The sequence below is a fragment of the Pseudovibrio axinellae genome (assembly GCF_900110875.1).
Taxonomy (GTDB): domain Bacteria; phylum Pseudomonadota; class Alphaproteobacteria; order Rhizobiales; family Stappiaceae; genus Pseudovibrio; species Pseudovibrio axinellae.
Map to the genome: position 1 here is coordinate 101558 of NZ_FOFM01000010.1, position 17843 is coordinate 119400.

General features: G+C 50.8%; 25 protein-coding genes. 15 read left to right on the plus strand and 10 right to left on the minus strand.

The features are described 5' to 3' along the window. Nucleotides 1-7: 7 nt before the first annotated feature. The 14 genes from BMZ51_RS18580 to BMZ51_RS18640 all read left to right on the plus strand — a co-directional run bounded on the left by BMZ51_RS18580 (nt 8) and on the right by BMZ51_RS18640 (nt 7951). A complete protein-coding gene (locus tag BMZ51_RS18580) occupies nt 8-391 on the plus strand; it encodes a helix-turn-helix domain-containing protein (RefSeq protein WP_068007361.1) in 384 nt (127 codons plus the stop codon). A 9-nt stretch (nt 392-400) separates the two neighbouring features. Further along, nucleotides 401-658 carry a hypothetical protein gene (locus BMZ51_RS18585; protein ID WP_139201428.1) on the plus strand — a complete coding sequence of 86 codons (258 nt, stop codon included), beginning with the start codon at nt 401-403 and terminating at the stop codon, nt 656-658. An 84-nt stretch (nt 659-742) separates the two neighbouring features. Continuing rightward, a complete protein-coding gene (locus BMZ51_RS18590; protein WP_068007356.1) occupies nt 743-1111 on the plus strand; it encodes a hypothetical protein in 369 nt (122 codons plus the stop codon). Nucleotides 1112-1160: 49 nt separating this feature from the next. Beyond that, nucleotides 1161-1685 carry a helix-turn-helix transcriptional regulator gene (locus BMZ51_RS18595; RefSeq protein ID WP_068007353.1) on the plus strand — a complete coding sequence of 175 codons (525 nt, stop codon included), beginning with the start codon at nt 1161-1163 and terminating at the stop codon, nt 1683-1685. Further along, on the plus strand, nt 1685-2629 hold the full coding sequence (locus BMZ51_RS18600; RefSeq protein ID WP_068007351.1) for a phage Gp37/Gp68 family protein: 945 nt from the start codon (nt 1685-1687) through the stop codon (nt 2627-2629). The genes BMZ51_RS18595 and BMZ51_RS18600 overlap by 1 nt, the downstream gene beginning before the upstream one ends. Next, nucleotides 2629-3024: a DUF968 domain-containing protein gene (locus tag BMZ51_RS18605; RefSeq protein ID WP_068007348.1), complete on the plus strand. Its 396-nt coding sequence runs from the start codon at nt 2629-2631 to the stop codon at nt 3022-3024. Before BMZ51_RS18600 ends, BMZ51_RS18605 begins: the two co-directional genes overlap by 1 nt. Then, nucleotides 3021-3620 (plus strand): hypothetical protein, encoded by a 600-nt coding sequence (locus BMZ51_RS18610; protein ID WP_139201429.1) that lies wholly within the window; start codon nt 3021-3023, stop codon nt 3618-3620. The genes BMZ51_RS18605 and BMZ51_RS18610 overlap by 4 nt, the downstream gene beginning before the upstream one ends. Continuing rightward, nucleotides 3620-3772 carry a hypothetical protein gene (locus BMZ51_RS24135; protein WP_161941223.1) on the plus strand — a complete coding sequence of 51 codons (153 nt, stop codon included), beginning with the start codon at nt 3620-3622 and terminating at the stop codon, nt 3770-3772. The genes BMZ51_RS18610 and BMZ51_RS24135 overlap by 1 nt, the downstream gene beginning before the upstream one ends. Further along, a complete protein-coding gene (locus BMZ51_RS18615; protein WP_068007340.1) occupies nt 3772-4491 on the plus strand; it encodes a hypothetical protein in 720 nt (239 codons plus the stop codon). Before BMZ51_RS24135 ends, BMZ51_RS18615 begins: the two co-directional genes overlap by 1 nt. Continuing rightward, complete coding sequence (locus BMZ51_RS18620) at nt 4491-4808, plus strand: hypothetical protein (RefSeq protein ID WP_068007337.1); 318 nt, start codon at nt 4491-4493, stop codon at nt 4806-4808. The genes BMZ51_RS18615 and BMZ51_RS18620 overlap by 1 nt, the downstream gene beginning before the upstream one ends. 5 nt (nt 4809-4813) lie before the next feature. After that, entirely contained in the window at nt 4814-5587 is a 774-nt protein-coding gene (locus BMZ51_RS18625) for a hypothetical protein (protein ID WP_068007334.1), read from the plus strand. 473 nt (nt 5588-6060) lie between these two features. Then, nucleotides 6061-6237, plus strand: coding sequence for a hypothetical protein (locus tag BMZ51_RS24140; protein ID WP_161941222.1), 177 nt, complete (start codon nt 6061-6063; stop codon nt 6235-6237). A gap of 22 nt (nt 6238-6259) precedes the next feature. After that, nucleotides 6260-6526, plus strand: coding sequence for a hypothetical protein (locus tag BMZ51_RS18635; protein ID WP_068007328.1), 267 nt, complete (start codon nt 6260-6262; stop codon nt 6524-6526). Nucleotides 6527-6781: 255 nt separating this feature from the next. Beyond that, nucleotides 6782-7951 carry a tyrosine-type recombinase/integrase gene (locus tag BMZ51_RS18640; protein ID WP_068007325.1) on the plus strand — a complete coding sequence of 390 codons (1170 nt, stop codon included), beginning with the start codon at nt 6782-6784 and terminating at the stop codon, nt 7949-7951. A 1057-nt stretch (nt 7952-9008) separates the two neighbouring features. On the opposite strand, the gene BMZ51_RS18645 is transcribed toward BMZ51_RS18640, so the two are convergent. After that, a complete protein-coding gene (locus tag BMZ51_RS18645) occupies nt 9009-9221 on the minus strand; it encodes a hypothetical protein (RefSeq protein ID WP_068007322.1) in 213 nt (70 codons plus the stop codon). A 161-nt stretch (nt 9222-9382) separates the two neighbouring features. Then, nucleotides 9383-9793: a transposase gene (locus BMZ51_RS18650; protein WP_068007319.1), complete on the minus strand. Its 411-nt coding sequence runs from the start codon at nt 9791-9793 to the stop codon at nt 9383-9385. A 193-nt stretch (nt 9794-9986) separates the two neighbouring features. On the opposite strand from BMZ51_RS18650, the gene BMZ51_RS18655 reads away from it, so the two are divergent. Then, the gene (locus BMZ51_RS18655; RefSeq protein ID WP_068007311.1) at nt 9987-13184 is read left to right on the plus strand and encodes an FG-GAP repeat domain-containing protein; all 3198 of its coding nucleotides are present in this window, start codon (nt 9987-9989) and stop codon (nt 13182-13184) included. A 310-nt stretch (nt 13185-13494) separates the two neighbouring features. Here BMZ51_RS18655 and BMZ51_RS18660 read toward each other — a convergent pair whose 3' ends face one another. The 8 genes from BMZ51_RS18660 to BMZ51_RS24690 form a co-directional block, all read right to left on the minus strand. Beyond that, a complete protein-coding gene (locus BMZ51_RS18660) occupies nt 13495-13755 on the minus strand; it encodes a hypothetical protein (RefSeq protein ID WP_068007309.1) in 261 nt (86 codons plus the stop codon). Nucleotides 13756-14077: 322 nt separating this feature from the next. Next, entirely contained in the window at nt 14078-14302 is a 225-nt protein-coding gene (locus tag BMZ51_RS18665; protein WP_068007306.1) for a hypothetical protein, read from the minus strand. Between the two features lie 132 nt (nt 14303-14434). After that, nucleotides 14435-14758: a hypothetical protein gene (locus tag BMZ51_RS18670; protein ID WP_068007302.1), complete on the minus strand. Its 324-nt coding sequence runs from the start codon at nt 14756-14758 to the stop codon at nt 14435-14437. Nucleotides 14759-14860: 102 nt separating this feature from the next. Next, nucleotides 14861-15130, minus strand: coding sequence for a hypothetical protein (locus BMZ51_RS18675; RefSeq protein WP_175485047.1), 270 nt, complete (start codon nt 15128-15130; stop codon nt 14861-14863). Nucleotides 15131-15155: 25 nt separating this feature from the next. Beyond that, nucleotides 15156-15932: a glycoside hydrolase family 108 protein gene (locus BMZ51_RS18680; protein WP_068007296.1), complete on the minus strand. Its 777-nt coding sequence runs from the start codon at nt 15930-15932 to the stop codon at nt 15156-15158. Nucleotides 15933-16072: 140 nt separating this feature from the next. After that, nucleotides 16073-16918 carry a hypothetical protein gene (locus BMZ51_RS18685; protein WP_068007295.1) on the minus strand — a complete coding sequence of 282 codons (846 nt, stop codon included), beginning with the start codon at nt 16916-16918 and terminating at the stop codon, nt 16073-16075. An 84-nt stretch (nt 16919-17002) separates the two neighbouring features. Beyond that, complete coding sequence (locus BMZ51_RS24685) at nt 17003-17446, minus strand: hypothetical protein (RefSeq protein WP_338061195.1); 444 nt, start codon at nt 17444-17446, stop codon at nt 17003-17005. Continuing rightward, complete coding sequence (locus BMZ51_RS24690; protein ID WP_338061194.1) at nt 17367-17777, minus strand: DUF2793 domain-containing protein; 411 nt, start codon at nt 17775-17777, stop codon at nt 17367-17369. Before BMZ51_RS24690 ends, BMZ51_RS24685 begins: the two co-directional genes overlap by 80 nt. Nucleotides 17778-17843 lie beyond the last annotated feature (66 nt).

The following is a 17843-nucleotide window of genomic DNA, read 5'->3' on the forward strand; positions in this document are numbered from 1 at the left end:
TGAAATCATGTCAAACGTAAAGAAGGCTCCTAAACCAGTTGATGTTCATGTTGGCTCCCTTATTCGCACGCGGCGGATGTTGATGGGCATGACTCAGGAGAAGCTGGGCGACACTCTGGGGATCACATTTCAGCAGATCCAGAAGTATGAAAAAGGCACCAACCGTGTTGGATCAAGCCGCCTGCAGGATATCGCCAATGCGCTGAAAGTCCCCGTAGCGTTCTTCTTCGAAGGCGCTCCCGGGTCTGAGATGTCCAAGGACAGCACAGCGACAGATGAAATCCAGTTGCTTGCCATCCCAGGGGCGGTTGATCTCCTGAAAGCCTTTGCCGTCAGTTCCAAGAATGGGCAACGCTCGCTAATCAACATTGCCCAGCAAGTCGCAGCGTAGGTGCCAGACATGGACAACACAGCCCATTTTGAACGCGCCAAAATCCTTGCTTCAGATCTAACCACGTTCCTGCACGAGCGTGGACGCTTCAATCCACATACCCCTGAAGTCACTGTGACCGCGCTTGCTTACGTCTTGCGTGACCGCTTAGAGGAGCAGCCAGACGCTATTAAAAGAGAGCTACTACAAGGCATTTCTGACCTTGTTCGCAACCCGGATTCTCAAGTGCAGGTCGTTCAGGTCCCCTTCAATGGAACCATCAGTTAACCCGTTCTCTAGCGAGGACAGATAGGGCGTACGCGCCCTTTCCACCCCCTTTACCTGTCATCACCAGACGGAGATCTAGCAGCCATGAGCAATCGATCGTTGATAAGAAATTCTAAGGGTGAGTACGCCGTCCTGGCAGATCGGGGTTGGGTACCAGGCAAGAAGATTGAGTGGACCACTGACATTCATCAGGCCACCGTTCTTGCCACCTACTACATGGAGAGAATTGCAAGGTCTTCTCGTGAAGAAATCTATGTGCTTCCTGCCAAGTGCGAGCGCAAGGTAACACCTCTAAGACCGTGGCAAATACAGCCAACCCCTCCTGCACAAACCGAAGAGCCACTTAACGCTGCCACACTCGAACATTTTGAAGAATGGGCACACACCGAGCGTGGGCAAAAGACGCTTCTGGCAGTTTTACTGAACGCTCTCAATTTTCCGCGCTCTTCCTGAAAGCTGGCATCTCATTTTTCAGCCAATTCTTAAACGGAGCTTTTTTGAAATGAATGCATTTACTCCAAGCAAAGACCTTAAAAAGCAAGCACGCCCCTTCGGATTGACAGAGCGCGAGATGGAATGTGCAGACGCGCTGATCTCAGGCAAAACATCGGCTGAGACTGCAAAGGATCTGGGGCTCTCACAATCGACTGTGGTCGGCTACATCACAACAGCAAAGCAGAAGACCGGCGACACGACAATTTACCACCTGTGCGCTCGCATGGCTGCCTACAAAGAACGTCAGAAGGTGGTGGACTATCTGCGTGTTGCTGCCGATGCCGAAAATAACGCCTATCGCTGTTCCCCGTGCACGCACTGCGGCTCGATCTCTCTAAGCCGCTATAGGCTGCTTTCTACGGTCGCTGGAGTGGTTGATAGCGGTTTAGCTGGCCCCGCCTTTATCAACCCAACTGGCCTGAGCAGTCGTGATGGCAACACTATCGCGTATTTGACGCCTGAACAGTTGGTGGAGGAGCACGCTGCACTGGATGTGCTGCAGAACAGCCCCAGTGTGGAAGGAGAAGGCTGATGGCTGAGAACACCAACATTGAATGGTGCGACCACACCTTTAATCCTTGGATGGGCTGCACCAAGATAAGTCCTGCGTGCGACAACTGCTACGCGGAAGCAATGATGCAAGAGCGCCTTAAAAAGGTGAAATGGGGAGCAAAAGAGCCTCGTCAACGTACCAGCTCCATGAACTGGAAAATGCCGCTCAAGTGGGACCGTGATGCGCGGATCACAAGCACCCGTCCTCGTGTTTTCTGCGCTTCTCTTGCAGACGTGTTTGATAAAGAAGCCCCGCAGGAGTGGCGTGAAGATCTATGGAGCCTAATTGAGGCGACCCCTCACCTTGATTGGCTTATTCTGACAAAGCGCCCACAGAACATCCAGAAGCTTTGCCACTGGAGCTACGGTACCTTTCCGGACAATGTTTGGATGGGTGCCACAGTTGAGGATAAAGCGTCAGCAGCGCAGCGCATCAAGCATCTGGGACAAACACCATGTAAGGTTCGCTTCCTCTCCTGTGAGCCCTTGATGGAGCCTGTAGACCTAACTGATATAGTGGGTTTCTGCGGCGAGAGGTTGAATGCACTGACGGGCTACATCCATGAGCATGACTCTTGGGTGCATTCCATTGATTGGGTAATTGCAGGCGGAGAAAGTGGATCTCGCGCGCGTCCTACTCACCCTGATTGCTTCCGCTCCCTTCGCGACCAATGCGCCGCTGCCGGGGTTCCATTTCTCTTCAAACAATGGGGGGAATGGTTGCCAATTGAACGCACACCCGAGATTGAGAATAAGATCACGATGCCTGGTCAAAATAGCGGACTTTGGGCATGGCCTGACGGCACAAGAGACGGCTGGAAGAACGGGATTGTGAGCGCCCGTTTAGGCAAAAAAACCGCAGGTCGCTTGCTCGATGGCATCGAGCACCACCAATTCCCTTCACCCTTGAAGGAAGCAGCGTGATGAGTTCCCGAATCCTACGCCCGAGCACCGCCTTCACCCTTGACCCCTCAGGGAAAGAGAAGAAGCGCAAAAAGGATGAAGGCCACCTGGCCTTTGTCCGTAAGCTCCCTTGCCTGATCACTGGCCGGTATGGCGTTGACCCTTGCCACATCCGCTATGGCGACCCGCTTTACAACAAGTCGCGGACTGGCAAAGCCACCAAGCCTGATGATTGCTGGGTCGTTCCGATGATCAGGGAAAAGCATGACGAGCAGCACAGCCAGAATGAGCACCTGTTCTGGAAAACCCAAGGCATCGACCCGCTCGCAGTCGCACGAGATCTTTACGCTATCTCTGGCGATGAGGAAGCCGCACAGCGGATCATTGCAGCAGCAAGAGTGAGGAAGAGGATATGAGTTGCGCAATAAGAATAGAGAGGATTGTTTCGAACTTCTCCAATCTTGGTGGAGGATGGAGAGAGCAACGGAACTACGTCCTCAACCGAATGCCAACCGCAGAGTATGAATGGCTTGATAGCAAACTGCTGCAAGCTAAAGACGGCCCATTCTATAGGTTTTTGGGATGGGATGGCAGGTCGCACAACAAGCCAGAAATTGCACGCCACAGTATTGATCTAGCGTTTGCGGGCGCAAGGTTTGACGTTCCCATGAAGGATGGCAGCAAAATTGCAGCTTGGGGGCAGCTTTGGCAAGTTGCCGGACCTCAAGAGCCTGAACGGATCGCGGTCGGACTTAGCACCGAAGAAGACTTGCGGGGCTGCTTTTGCTTTGTCGGCGGCTATGAAGTGCATGCAGTGGAGTTTCAGAAGCTCATTGACGAGTACAAAGAGCGGACTGGCGGTGTTGTTTATGACTATCGCACCTTGCAAGACGCCTGGCACTTCAGGAAGTGCTGGAATAACGATCGCAAGAAAGTCAGCTACTTAAATCGCAAATGTGAAGCGCTTAAGCGACAGATGGTGCTTCAGGCTGTCAAGAAGGAGGCTGTTTGATGGCTGCACTTGCTGCTGGTTTCATAGGCGCATCTGCTGTTGCTGGAGCCGTTTACTTAATCGCGCAAGGCGGTAAGGACGGTTGGGGTTGGCTACTCTTCATAGCCTTCTTGTGCCTCTTTGCCCTTGAGGAAATTGGGGGTGCTAAATAATGTCTACCAGACCAATCTTATTCTCCGGCCCGATGGTCAATGCCTTACTTGAAGGGCGTAAGACACAGACGCGGCGCATACTGAACAGGCTCAAAGGCTATCCCGCGCTTAGCGATTTCATGCTCAGCGAAACGAAAGGTTTCGACTGGGAGTTCCGGCGCAAAGACAAAGTATGGTGCTCATTCAGACACGAGGATTTACTTAAGATAATGCCGCACCTTGTTGGCGATCTGCTCTATGTTCGTGAGAGATTTTCGGCGCCAGCAATCAATGACTTCATCAAGTACAACATACCACCACAGCATTGGGAGAATGTGGCCCTCAATGAGTACGGAATGCACTTCTGGGCAGATGGTGAGCCAGAATTTGGCGACTGGGAAAAGCCTAAACCTTCAATTCACATGCCGCGCAAGCTTTCCCGCATCACGCTGGAAGTGACTGGTGTGCGCGTAGAGCGGTTGCAGGACATCAGCACACCTGATGCGATTGCAGAAGGTATCGAAGAGGCATTACGTCCCTCCTGGCACCATGACCGCCGATGGAAAGATTACAGCAGCAAAGCTGAGTATCTACCCCACCCAAATGAAAGCTTCCGTTCGCTCTGGGACTCCCTCAACAAAGCCCGTGGCTTTGGCTGGGATGCAAATCCATGGGTAAGCGTCACTGAGTTCAAGGTTCACGAGTGCAACGTTGATGAGTTTGAACGGGAGGCCGCGTAATGTCCAGCTTGTCACAAGCAGTAAAAGAAATCGAGAGTCTTGCTAAAGACCTAGAGGCCGCAAAAACCGCTCTTAAGTGCATTGAGACCCCTGCCTCAGTTGAGTCCATCCAACTTAGCTTTGAGCGATGCCATTTAGATCTAGGCTATCGCAACACCATGCTTATTGGAGATGCTACCAAAAGGGCCATCGAACAGGCGATAAGGGCGGACTTTTCGAGCTACCTCAAGCGCGCTATCGAAGCCATGGAAGCCGATCTTAAAGAACGCAACGAAAAGATGCTCATTCAGGCAGCACAGTTCGTAGCAGGTAGGTAGACAGCATGACAGACATGTCACTACTCCTTGACCGGTTAAACAAAGTTCAAGGGATCGGCTCAATGCTGGATTACCAGGTATCTCTCTTGGAGCTTCGGGCCGTACTTGGTCATATTCGGGACCAGAAAGACCTCATTAAGATCCTATTAGAAGCCCTTGAAAATCTTGAAAATGATGACCGGCAGCAGATGCCGCCATCTGCATGGCAACTGGTGCAAGAAGCAATCAAAGCTGCTGGAGGAGCTTCCAAGCCCTTCACAACCCCTTCAGCCGATTGGCGCGAGAACGGAGAAGAAGATCCGCATGGCAAGCGATACGACTGCAAACGCCATGAAACCACAGGCGGGCATTTGTCCGATGATCAGGTTGCGAACATGCAGTTCATGTGCAGCAACGACCTTGAGAGTGCGACAATTGCAAAGGATCGTATCCGCTGGTTGTCGCGCAAAGTTGTAGCGCACGAAGCAGAGCTTGAGCAGCTCAAATCTGACTTGCAAGACAAACACAAAGTCCTCTCCAACATCCATATGGGCGACATTGCACCGGGACTGACAGAGGAAGACGTTGCAAGTCTGTTTCCTGAATTGATTGAGAAAGCTTGCTCTGAACTATGTGAGAAGATTTGCCACTTGATAGAGGGCAAGGCACGCACAAAGGAAAGAGTTGGGGACTCAATGCACAGCAACGGCCGTGGAATTGCAGGAACTTGGCTGCTTGCAGCAGCCGACGAGTTTCGAGCTCTTAAGAAGGAAGTTCAATCACTGAAAGGGGAAGCTTGATGCCGCGAAGAAAGATACTTGGGAGATCAATGAAGAACCGTCCCAGCTTCTACTTTCACCGACTAAGGCGCCGAGATTACACCCTGAATGAGCTGTCGCGATACCCAGAACTTAGGCGGGTAATGCGAGCAGGCTTGGATAGCGCGAAGTCCAGAGGGTTAGTGATTTGTGACCCTAATACCGGCCGCTGGTCACTTACAGAGAAGGGTAAAGATCGAGAGGCGTGGGGTAAGTTACCAAAGGAACTGGGGGCAGAGTTTGAGAACCCTATGCCTAATCCCCCACTGCTCCAGAACAAGGCGCAAGCCCCTACCCCAAGGCCACACAGAGTGGATCTGCGCCAAGCACTACAAGCTCGTTGATAAAGACCTAAAGAACCTTCGCCAGCGCGCAACCAGAAACAAGCGCTGGAACCTCGTCGGGCTCTGCTGGGAGAGGATGAAGCGTCAGGCAACAGAGAGAGGAATGGGGATTTGAGTGAAGCTGAAAAAGATACACAGCGAGCCCTTGCAGCTGCAGAAGGTATCTATGCAACGGGCAGTTCAGGTTTCCCATCAGCGTATTCTCTTTCCTGTTTGGGGTGTCGTCACATCTGGAGACCACGCCAAGCGACCGTCGATAAGGTTTTGAAAGCTCATCTTGAGCAGTAGTCCAACAACCCTGGAGGTGAGAGTGGCTGAATACCCGCAAAATTTGACCGAGGAACTGCGTGACGTGCTGGGCCTAATGATTATGCAAACCTGCCCAATCGCACACGCATTACGCAGAGGCGGCGAAGACATTCCACACAAGACTGAAGCTGAACAAGCTTATGTCCTGCACTGGCTGATTGGCCTCACCCTAGAGCATGGCGAGGGCTGGCGCGAAAAAGTAGGTGAGCGCCTCCAGCATATCGCCGCTGATGCAAGAGCGGAACAGTCCAACAAAGTCGGTAGGTGAAACAATGAGTAGACCAATCTCACCAGAAATATTTAGGATGGCCTCCGAAGCCACGTTGGAAGATCTTCGCAAGGCTATGGGGGGGGCTCTTCTGGTCGGCCATACCAAGGCTGCTGAGATACTTGGTACTGATACAGAGATACTTTTCACAGCTGGCGACAAAGGAGAGATCAAGTTTAAGGTAAAGGGTAAGCGCCGTTACTACTCTTTACCGTTCTTATTTGAATATTTACTAACGCCCAGAAAGGAGGCAGCATGTCCGTCTTTAGGTTTAAAGACAACAAGGGGAACTACAAAAGTAAAGAATTCTACTACGACTTCCAGTGGCACGGTCGTCGCTATTACGGGAGCACGGGGAAAACCAAAAAGCGGGAAGCGGAGAACGTAGAAAAACTGGTTCGTGACAAGCTCAAAACGCCAGTTGACATCACTAGAATTGACGATGCCTTCGATCAGTTTTGGGAAGAGAAGGCGAAACACCAATCCGACCCAAGCACCCTTTCCTGGCGGATGCAACTACTGCAAGACAATCTTATTGACATCTTGGATGAAGACAGACTGCCTTTTAATCTTGCGGAGATCCGCACCAAGCACCTATCCAAATATGTTGCAAAACGTAGGGATCAGCCAAATAAACGCAATAGGCTCCCTGCCCCAGCCACGATAAACCGTGAGATTCAGCTGCTTCGGACCATCATGAACTATGCTTATGATATCTGGGAAACGGACTTGAAACTTCCAAGCTTTGGAAAGGTGCTACTGTCAGAGCCGCAAGCCCGTGTCGTTGAAGTGACCAAGGATGAGCAGAGCAGAATAAAAGAGCACTTGCGGGAAGACTTCCATGACCTCCTTGATTTTCTGATTTATGCAGGCCCAAGAGCATCCAATGTCATGGTGCGTAGTGGTGTTGTCTTAAGAGACGAGCACATAGACTTTGTAGCGATGGTAATGAAGTTCTATGTGAAGTCGAAATTGCCCGGAGGTCGTGAGATTGCGATCCCAATCACATCACCTATGGCAGCAATCCTTTCCAATAACATTGGAAACCATCCTGACGCTGTATTTACATATATCGCACAAAGTACGCGAAATGGCCGGGAACGAGGGAAACGGTATCCCATCACTCACGGTGCTTTTTATAGCTACTTCAAAGCCGCTGCGAAGAAAATTGGCAATCCCAAACTGCGTGTACATGACCTTCGTCACACTGCTGCGACCAGGACACTTCGAGCAACCAGGAACCTTTTGGTAGCGCGTGACCTTCTTGGGCATACTCGATCCAGCACTACAGAAAAATATGCTCACCTCATGACAGATGATCTGCGAGTTCAGTTGGAGCAGGCTCACTCCGAGACTGATCAAGCTGTTGAATCACTCCCAAAAAAACCGTCGAAGAAAACTCTGAAAGGCAAACGTAGAAAGTAGTGCTCCACTTTTACGAGGGGTCTGCTACAGCTCCAAGTATGAACATCAGGCGTCTAGGGAATTCAAGAAAAAGCTCGGGATCCGCCATAAACTCCCAGAAAAGTCCCAGACCTAACCCGTATCATGACGCTAACCCTCTAAGAAAAAAGCGATATTTCTATTGCACTTACATTCCTTGAAAACCGGCGAGCGTGTAAGCGTTCCGTGGGTTCGAATCCCACCCCCTCCGCCATCACTATTTGTTCTAAGTAGTTGATGATTAAAGAAAAACCCGCGAAAGCGGGCTTTTTTTTGCCGTTTCGTTACCCGTAGAGGGTAACATATAAGGTTTTTAGAACCCAAAAAGTTCTCTCTAAGAACCCCAAATCCCCCTCTGAATTCTGATGGTATTTCTTTTTTTTGGAGTTTCCTTTTACCATTACGGGCAAGCTTTAAGCGCAGACTTATGTGCAATCTTCAAATGTAGGGCAATTTGTAGGACATGTACCGCATCTAACTTTCACAGCATCTATTTGCATTCCTGTGAGGTGAAAATAAAGCATCGCTCCAAATGGGAGTAAATTCGGAGAGTTTTTACCCTGAGGGTCATGAGCTGCCATTCAGGTGTTTCTATCATGGGTTGAGACACGTCCAACTGAAGGCTTCTACAGTAACTCTTATGGACGATCTGGAAACTACCCGACTGACCACTTGCGGACATACAGGTGTTTCTATCGAAAGTTGGGCTGGCTTCTAAGGAGGTTGATGCAAACGTTTTTGTGAGTACTCCTTTATTACCTGCTTCGGCGCAATCCCCTCACTGGAAAGTAGCTTGATACCGCAGTGCAACTTCAACAGATTAGCCTTTCATGCACCGTGCAATATTTTCGAAACGCGGTTCAAGTGAGCTGGATTCTTGCCCTCCAAGGGCCGTGTTGCGCAAAGCAAGTTCAGCTTACGGCCACGCCCTTAGCCTCCATCTTCTAATCTTCCAACTTACGGGACTTGAGTGTGGTCGCGATGACTTGTTTGTAGCGCGCCACTAAGGTCTCCCCTTGTAAGCGCGCCCGTATCCTTTCTACTTTTGCCAGCCCACTCTGCCATGTCCCTCTATGAGCAGAAGATCCCGGTCAGGTGCAGTCGGAGCTGTCGCAACCTTAAGGCTGGCGATTGCTGTTTTGTGCGGTGGTATGATGACTTCAACGCTTTCATAACGGTCCACTACTTCCTGTCGTGTTGGGAAGTCATCACCAAGGAACGTGGCAACCAGACCCCCAACATAATCCAGCATATCCGATGCAACGGTTGGATCACCAACATTGTCTACGGTCAGTTCACTGCGCAGAGTTTCGCCGCTCTCAAGGTCGATCCCGAGGTAAAGTTTTCGCCATATTCGGTGCTTTTTCTTTGTTCCGTGTTTGATTTCCTGCTATTTGCCAGCGCCAAAGACCTTCAGGCGGTACTATCGATCACGACGGTTGATGGTGCTGATACACATTCTGGTTTGGGCTTGGAAAACACCAGTCCGCCAGAGCGGCGTGACAGAGTAGAGAAATCACGAACAGGCAAATCAAGACCAATCAGGGCTATGACGGAACGCACAAATTCTTCACTCTGTCGCAAAGCAAGGCTGAAGGCAGACTGGGCGCGAAGACAGGTTTTAATTGCAAAATCAAAGAACATGGCAGGTCGACCACGTCGCTTGGGTGTCTGAGCAAACCAGAAATGGGCCACGCTCTCATCTAGCCAGTTAGTGATATCGCTACGCTGACGTAGGCTCTCTTTATAGTCTGACCAGTTCGTTACCTTGTAGTCGGCTTTAGCGAACTTATGACGACGATCGGCATTGTGTGTAAACGGCATAAAGAGAACCTTCTAAAAAGAAAAGCTCAGAGAGCCTACACATCATCAGCGAGTTCTGTAACAACGCCCACTTAAGTAAGCTCAAGCAACAACTATATTTTTACTAGTAATTTTTTGGGGTATGTCAGGATAACGAAGATAGTTAAAGTATGCGACTAAGAAGTTATCAACCCTTTTTGCTTGTGAGTTAAGCATGCCTAAGCTGTGTTTACTACCTACCATTCTCGGATCCGCTCTCCTTATTCTTTCAAACCCGGCTCTGGCTGATCTGGATCAAACATGTACGGACGAGCTTGTTTTGGGACGGGATGCGGGCAGTAATCAGCGCTGGTTCGTCTACGGGGACTCAGCTGCAGACTTTATTATTCAGAGCGAAGGCGGCGATGGTTGGGGCATAGCCCGCGAAACGCTTTCTGTTGCAGTTGGCGACATTGACGGAGATGGACGTGATGAGTTTGCCATTGGGCGTGACGGTGCAGTATCTCAGTCTGTGCGCGTGTTGCTCTTTGACGATGCTTCTGCTGGGTTTTCTCAAATAGACACTTTTGGAGAGGAATGGGGCGCAGGACGGCGGGCAACCTCTATTGCCTTTGGAAATGTGGATGATGATGCTGCATTAGAAATGGCTGTAGGCCGCGATGGTCCTACCGGTTTTCGCTACCGCATTTATGATGACCGGGATGCAAATTTCATCACTTTGCATACAGGAGGGACCACGTGGGGTTCCGACAGGCGGGTCACAGCCTTAGCATTTGGGGACTTGGATGGTGACGGGCGTGAAGAGTTGGTGGTTGGCCGGAGCGGCGGTGCCGTAGCCAGGCCGCGTTGGTTGGTATTGGATGATGCAGAGGGCAATTTTGCCGAACTGTTCGTTGGGGGCGATACCTGGGGGGCAGCTCGCCGAGTAACTGCCCTTGCGACTGGAGATGTAGATGGCGATGGAATTGCTGAACTCGCTATCGGAAGGGATACTGGCCCCAACTTTCACTGGCAGGTTTTGGATGGGATTGAAGGCAATTTTGCCACTCTGGCCAGTGGTGGCGATGGTTGGGGCGGGACTCGCCGCACCAACGCTGTTGCACTTGGCGATGTGGATGGCGATGGTCTGGATGAGCTGATAATCGGGCGCAATGCAGGTTCCGGCCCACGCATCTTAACCTTTGATGATGCCCTCAGGAATTTTACGTCTCTGGGAGAGCTGGCAAGTACATGGGGAATCACGCGTTCTGTCCGGGCTTTGGCGGTAGGAGATGTTGACGGTGACTTCGTGGATGAAATCGCTGTGGGACGCAATGGGGGCTCAGGTCCACGTTGGATGATATTGGATGATCGCTTCCAGCGCTTTTCCACCCTGCGGCAAGGTGGAGATGGCTGGGGTGTAGGACGAGCTGTGAATGCCCTGGCCCTTCGTTCCACCCGGACCAGCGGACCAGATAGGGATGAAGACGGCCTTTTTGACAGCTGGGAGCAAAGCGGTATTGATGTTAATTGCGATGGTGTCGTGGATTATACTCCGCCAGATGCCGATCCTGATCGCAAAAATATCTATGTTGAGATGGATTATATGCTCAATCATTTACCGCGTGCGGATGCGATAAATGATGTGATTGCAGCCTTTGCAGCGGCTCCCAACCAAAACCCTGATGGCACGACAGGCATAGATCTCCTAATAGATTTGGATGAACAGCTTCCAGAGACATTAGATATCACCACCTGGACTGACTTTGATGACATTCGTGATGCACAGTTCGGGACTGTTGCGGAGCGATCCGCCCCTAATGCAGTTGCGTTGTTATCGGCAAAAGCTCTCATTTATCGCTATGCTCTCAACGCGCATACGCGAGACGGAGGGTCATCATCAGGAAGAGCCAAACGAGGGAACTTTGTAGTCACCTTAGGCGGATCTGCGTGGGCATCAGACGCCTCTGGTCACAGTGTGGGTTCACGGCGCCAACAAGCAGGCACGATCATGCATGAGCTAGGCCATACGCTGGGTCTCGGCCACGGGGGTGGGGATTCGACAAATTGTAAACCCAACTACCTGAGTGTGATGAACTATTCATTCCAGACCCGACATATACCGAACCCGACCTTACCGGGGCCACGACTTGATTATTCTGCCAGTGCTCTGCCAAACTTGAACGAAGCCGCTTTGAGCGAAGCGCTGGGAGTACAGGATGGAACCGATAATACCTTCTTTGGGACCGATGGCACTTCGCGCATTGCAGGGGCAGGTATGGGGCCGATTGACTGGAACCAGCAAAATGGCATTGAAGCAGGTACTGTTACTTCTGATGCCAACTTCACCTCCACCTCATCGTGCGATGCATCTCCAAACCAAGTTTTGGCAGGTTGGGATGATTGGAGCAATCTGTTCTTGCCATCACGCTCTGCACCAGGCAACCCCCATGATACAGAACTCTTTCCTGAAGATGAGTTGACCGGAGAGGAAGCTGCTTTGTTTGAGGCTTGTGCCGACGGTGAAGACACGGCGCGATGCACTCAACCTCCTTATGAATATGCTGCTAAGTTTGTCTGTGGCATACAAGACGATCCTCGGACATTGCGTCTGACGCGTGGGGTCTACGGCACTACTGTAAATATCCATAATCCATGGGATAAAGATGCGATCTTTTATAAGAAAGTAGCGGTGGCGTATCCACCAGCCGAACAGGCTCCCGGAGAAATCCTTCAAATGGGCAAGGATTTGCTGCGCTATGACGAAGCCTTAAAAGTCGACTGTGAAGACATTCGCGCACGAGCGTTCCAAGGGGCTTTCCCAACGTCTTATGTGGAAGGGTTCGTAGTCATCCAAAGCTTTGAAAGCTTAGATGTCACAGGTGTCTACACATCAGCTGCCATCGTCGATCAGACCCAGGGATGTTGCAGCACGCCAATGCGTACAGTACAAAATTCCGGCATGGAAATTATCCAGATCAAAGAACGCCGCAAGCCTACACGTCCGGATCCTGGTAGTCCGGACCTCTTGCCCGAGCCCGTCTTCGGTCCGCCCCCAGACGATGCCCCAGGAACCTTCCCGCAAAATTATTGTGGTCCGCTGCCAGCAGGCTCCCCTGTTCAAGATGTACAATTGCATCTGCGTGTTCGCAATCAGGGAGATGCAGCCGCGGGGGCTTCGACTACAAGAGTCATATTCAGCCCCAGTTCTCAGTTTGATCCGATCGTGGGTACAGTAGACCTTGCAACACCTGCGTTGGCTGCAGGGGCGGCCCACCAACATCTAGTGGACATACCCGACGGTTGCTTCCCGGGCAGCGGCTCAGGCTGTAATTTCCGGATAACTGCGGACGCAGCAGAGCCAGAACAAGTGATAGAATCCAATGAAGCCAACAATGTGGACCAATCCGGCTGTCCTGGCATCGTTCCATAATGGAAAATAACTGGTCGCTGATGCTAGATAGTTTTTCGTTCGGTTTTCTTGATTTTGAATGCCGTTAATTAAAGCCACTTGCCAATCCTCCTTTCTAAAAGGTGACCCGGCTATTGTGACTGGCAAGCTATATTGGTTGGCCATAATTTCATGCCCAGTGAACGTCTCGTATGCCCGCACGTCATATCAAATCTAACTCCAAGAGATCGGTTCACTCCTGTCACTCTGCTCAAATGATACATTAACAACTCAGCGTAGCAAGTACTCTTTGCTTGTACAAATCATATCACAACATGAATGACAGCTATGGTCACACACCATCAGCACCGACTTTCCTTCCATTCACGTTTGCTACTAGCTTGCCAATTCCCCACGATCCCCAGCAATTCTGCAAATGCAGTACTTCACGTAAACCAACGCCACAAACACGCACCAAAAGCAAACAGCAACTGCCAATGCGTCCAAACGCATTAAAGCCGATATCATCCTCCAACCAGCCACAACAGCCAAAGCCAGCCCGCCAGTCATTGGAACCAGCCAAAAGAACTTCCTTAAACAAATGAGGCGCCATTGCCACCGCCTCATTATAACAAGCCCGTTGTTTTCGTTGGTATTCAATTTCATCATTCGCCCCTCGGATATTTGACAATCTATTGTTGAGGGGCACAACCTGATGATGGAATCCTTGAATTTTCAAGAGAAGCACATGCGCAATATTTCAATAAAAACTTACTTATCGTTTATCAACACGATTCACATGCGACAATAATTCCAAAACACCAACACTTACAAATAACACCAAGTATATCTAACTATTAAAAATATATACTTTATATAATAACTTAATTTTACACATCAGAAAGAACCACCCCCGCCGCAGAGTGGAATTTTTACTACATAGATCCAACGACTCCATTTTTAATTCTTAGAGATATACTTTTCTTATATATGATCTGATTGCAAGCTTGTTCTGAAACTGGGAAGATCTTTAAGTGATTAGAAATATAAGCGCTCTCCTCATTCGGTAGTTTTTTCAAAATGCGCAGTGCTTGACTGACTGCCTCTTCCTCATCAACACCCAAGCTTAGAATAGAGGTTCGATAGACTGCTACAAACATCAATATCTCCTAGTTCTTATGTGAAATTAATTTCACACATGGGTATTAGGAACCGAATGCATGTCCTGAGTTATTGGTGAGAATAAGAGGCAGGTTGTGCGGGATACAGTCATAGCCCTTCCTCTTATACGCTCACCGGTAGCCCCTCCAAATCTTTATAATCACCCCCGCCGCTTTGACGGGATCCCGAGACAAACGCAAAACAAACGCCGTCATATTACGCCCGCTCATGGCGAGCACTCCGGCCGTTGCCTCACTAAAAGCAGGCTTAAGTTCAAAGAAATCAATCAACGGCTGCGTGAAGGTCACAGCCGCCGCAATACCTATGAAGAAGGTAAGCACCCGTTGCCAGAAACCAGCCTCTTGAAGCAACGCGCCAATCAGGGCAAAAACGAGAATAATCGCCGTTTTCCAGAACGGTAAATGATAGAATATCTCCAAGATAAAATCTGTCATTTCCAGCAGCCCCGCCTTTGTCCGTTCCTGTCATTTGCGGCCACCCTCTCAGCCGCAGCGCGGTCAACTTCCACCACGGCCACGAATGCGGCCGGGCTTAAGTTAGTTTTCGTAAACCCCGCGCAATTGCTCGCACTCTGCAACGTTTCGCAGCCCGGAATCACCAAAGTACTCAAGACACAAGCGGTAATCTTCAAGACCTTGCAAATAGGCATCATCCTGCTTCCTTTGCTGTTCCGCTTTTAAAGTCCCTCGCAAAGCGTCATGCTCTGCTTCGTTAAACGCCCCCTGCCTGATATGGTGATAGGCAACAGTCGCAAGTGCACAAAGAAGCAAGGCGGCCGCCAGCGCCCGCCCTGCCTTCGTTTTCATCAGGAAGGAAAGAACCGCCCCCATCTCAAGCGGCCCGTTCTTTATTGATCAGCAGCCAACCCGCGACGCCCACACTGAGAACCAGAGCGATTGCAAAGCCCCACTGCACCGGCCCGGAGCCCGCCAGAATACCGGAGAAACCAGAGGCTGCCATCGCGCCCTTGGTGATCCCGTCCGGGCTAAGCCATGCGCTGAGTGCACTGGTTTCCTCATCAACGGCCTTTGCGCCTTCTTCATTTTTATGCTGCTCAGGGTTGGGCGTGGGAGCACGTTTAATAATCGCATTATTGACCAGCTCTAAGGATCGCTCCTGCACATGGCGCACGCGCCGCGACCAGCCGTTTTTGTTGTAAGGCCAGTTTCTGAGCCGCTTCATAAATTCCAGCCGGGCCACAGAGAACAGATTGATTAAGACGGTGGCAGAATGCGCCTTTACAGCAGCTAAAGTAAGCACGCCTAACACACCATCCACTTTGACTTTTAGGATCTTCTGCAGGATCTTGACGGCTCGCACCGGGCCGGAATTTACGGCACAATCAAACACCGCGAAGTCCAGCCCACGCGGCAACTCATCCCCCCTCACAGTATCCCAGTATTGCGCCCGGTAAATCTTCAAAGCCTCCTCACGGCCCAGACACTTCACTTCTTCCATGCTCACCGCACGGCCGCGCCATGCTTCCAAGGTGCGCTTGGTGATCCCCAGGTTAGTAGGGCCGCCCGGATCTGCTTTACGCGAACGATTTGCAAACCCGCCCTCAATGTTAAGCAGGTCCAGGATAATCAGCCGAAACGTGTCTTTCATGCTCTGCCCTCTTACGAAAAACGGGAGCCATAAGGCCCCCGTGCAGGTACAAAAAAAGCCGCAAAAGCGGCCGGAAACTGTGAGTATTTCATTCTGGAGTGACTATCAGGAAGCTATCAGGCCGTTGAGCTGTTACTCGTTTATTCAGCCGTCAACAGACTTTCAAAGTCCGGGTGCAACTCACAACCCGGTATCTTATTGTGCAAAACACCTTCTTCGATAAATTGCTGTTCTCGAACTGACCAGTATGCATAGTGAGACTGCCCTGTCCTATCCGCGAAGAAAAGAACCAGGTGCCGTTTCCTCCGACCATCTGCAAATCCCTTTGTCATTGAGAAGAATCCAAGCTGTTTCACAGATGACACCGGTTCATTCCTGACTGGTATCTCCAGGCACCAGGAACGACCATCAGCAAGGCGCTCAGATTGCTTCAGAATATGGTTGGTCTGTAGTGATCCAGCAAATGCAATCGCAGCCAGAACTGAGAAAAATACAAGGCCAAAACTATTCCATTTAAAGGTGCGATACAGGACCAGGCCACCCACAGCGGCGGTCAACCCGACAGCAAGATCAAGGAGTACCCCTCCGGTTACACCGGAAAGTGTGCTCGCAAGATAACCAGCAAGCCAAAGCGCCGCCACACTACCTGCACTCCCAAGAATTACCTTATCTAAACATAAACGCCATCGGGTGACAGGCCCCGCAAAAGATCGATAGTTCAACTGCTTGTCTGATAGAGCTGCAATCAACCTTAACGCAATCGGAATCGATATAAACAGAAGAACGTAGATAACCAGTATCAGCCCGGAAGACTCCGCAAAGCTTTGACCTGACGGATGGACTGTCTCTTCCAAAAGCCTTGCGGCTACAAAGGCCGGAACAGATAATGCCAGAGCCCGCCACATTAAAAAGATTGGCAGGAATGGACTGGCCACTAACATCATGAGGAAGAGGGAAAAGCTAATAAACGCGAGTTCGGGAACCATTGTGCCATATTGCAGAAGATACTCTTAAGCACAAGCTCAAAGTCTGACCGGCCAACCACTCTGCCTTATCCTTACATTTCGTATCTAACTCTGCGGAACCACCGGCAGGAAATAGTGCAAAGCAATGCGCACCTTGCCCCCTGTAAAGGCCCCGCTGTCCCCGTGCGCTGTAATCACAATCGGCGTATCGGCATAAAAAGCTTGCGGCCCGATCACCCCGGCATTGATGGAGCCTTCCACAATCCCAAGATAGCCGCCAAACTTTTCAGCTTCCCCGGCAATGCCCACATGGTATTGCCAAACGCCGGTGACGTCCTCCACGGTGCGAGACGACACACAAAACACAATGGCCCGATCAGGGATTACAACCGTACTGTCAACGCTTGCCCCTGCAAGGCTTAGCTCTTCTTCAACGGTGACAAACTGGCTTTGCGCGCCGTGAACTGTTTCACTTAAAACGGTTGCCTCTTGCTGGATGGCAAGCCCGCCCGTGCCCGGATCTATGCCAAGTCCGGCAACAGCAGACAAGTGCCCCCCAAGCCCCATCAGAATAAACCTGCATCCCGCCAGCGCTTTCAACCCATGCACACCAACCTGTACCCGGCGCAATAAACCGCCACGCGCCAGCATCAAAAGCGGCAATCTGGTTTTCATAACCCGCAAACGCACCACTTGCGCCCGCTGGCACAATATAGCGTGCGCCCGTGGTAGGATCTGCAGGCGGCTCACCAACACTATTTGAAATAACTGAGAGTTGAACCACCAAATCAATCAGCGCTAAGGCTTCGTTGTGTGTGATATGCTTTTGCGATTGCGCAGCCGCAATCACTGGCAAGTTTAAATGTGCTGTATTGCTCATATTACCGCTTCCTAATTGTCATCAAAAAAGAACAGTGATGGAACGCCCCGCCCATAGGCTGCAGAT

Coding starts and splice junctions, on each gene's coding strand:
- BMZ51_RS18580 (WP_068007361.1), top strand. CDS start 8: ATGTCAAACGTAAAGAAGGCTCCTAAACCAGTTGATGTTCATGTTGGC.
- BMZ51_RS18585 (WP_139201428.1), top strand. CDS start 401: ATGGACAACACAGCCCATTTTGAACGCGCCAAAATCCTTGCTTCAGAT.
- BMZ51_RS18590 (WP_068007356.1), top strand. CDS start 743: ATGAGCAATCGATCGTTGATAAGAAATTCTAAGGGTGAGTACGCCGTC.
- BMZ51_RS18595 (WP_068007353.1), top strand. CDS start 1,161: ATGAATGCATTTACTCCAAGCAAAGACCTTAAAAAGCAAGCACGCCCC.
- BMZ51_RS18600 (WP_068007351.1), top strand. CDS start 1,685: ATGGCTGAGAACACCAACATTGAATGGTGCGACCACACCTTTAATCCT.
- BMZ51_RS18605 (WP_068007348.1), top strand. CDS start 2,629: ATGAGTTCCCGAATCCTACGCCCGAGCACCGCCTTCACCCTTGACCCC.
- BMZ51_RS18610 (WP_139201429.1), top strand. CDS start 3,021: ATGAGTTGCGCAATAAGAATAGAGAGGATTGTTTCGAACTTCTCCAAT.
- BMZ51_RS24135 (WP_161941223.1), top strand. CDS start 3,620: ATGGCTGCACTTGCTGCTGGTTTCATAGGCGCATCTGCTGTTGCTGGA.
- BMZ51_RS18615 (WP_068007340.1), top strand. CDS start 3,772: ATGTCTACCAGACCAATCTTATTCTCCGGCCCGATGGTCAATGCCTTA.
- BMZ51_RS18620 (WP_068007337.1), top strand. CDS start 4,491: ATGTCCAGCTTGTCACAAGCAGTAAAAGAAATCGAGAGTCTTGCTAAA.
- BMZ51_RS18625 (WP_068007334.1), top strand. CDS start 4,814: ATGACAGACATGTCACTACTCCTTGACCGGTTAAACAAAGTTCAAGGG.
- BMZ51_RS18640 (WP_068007325.1), top strand. CDS start 6,782: ATGTCCGTCTTTAGGTTTAAAGACAACAAGGGGAACTACAAAAGTAAA.
- BMZ51_RS18645 (WP_068007322.1), bottom strand. CDS start 9,221: ATGCTGGATTATGTTGGGGGTCTGGTTGCCACGTTCCTTGGTGATGAC.
- BMZ51_RS18650 (WP_068007319.1), bottom strand. CDS start 9,793: ATGCCGTTTACACACAATGCCGATCGTCGTCATAAGTTCGCTAAAGCC.
- BMZ51_RS18655 (WP_068007311.1), top strand. CDS start 9,987: ATGCCTAAGCTGTGTTTACTACCTACCATTCTCGGATCCGCTCTCCTT.
- BMZ51_RS18660 (WP_068007309.1), bottom strand. CDS start 13,755: ATGGCGCCTCATTTGTTTAAGGAAGTTCTTTTGGCTGGTTCCAATGAC.
- BMZ51_RS18665 (WP_068007306.1), bottom strand. CDS start 14,302: ATGTTTGTAGCAGTCTATCGAACCTCTATTCTAAGCTTGGGTGTTGAT.
- BMZ51_RS18670 (WP_068007302.1), bottom strand. CDS start 14,758: ATGACAGATTTTATCTTGGAGATATTCTATCATTTACCGTTCTGGAAA.
- BMZ51_RS18675 (WP_175485047.1), bottom strand. CDS start 15,130: ATGAAAACGAAGGCAGGGCGGGCGCTGGCGGCCGCCTTGCTTCTTTGT.
- BMZ51_RS18680 (WP_068007296.1), bottom strand. CDS start 15,932: ATGAAAGACACGTTTCGGCTGATTATCCTGGACCTGCTTAACATTGAG.
- BMZ51_RS18685 (WP_068007295.1), bottom strand. CDS start 16,918: ATGGTTCCCGAACTCGCGTTTATTAGCTTTTCCCTCTTCCTCATGATG.
- BMZ51_RS24690 (WP_338061194.1), bottom strand. CDS start 17,777: ATGAGCAATACAGCACATTTAAACTTGCCAGTGATTGCGGCTGCGCAA.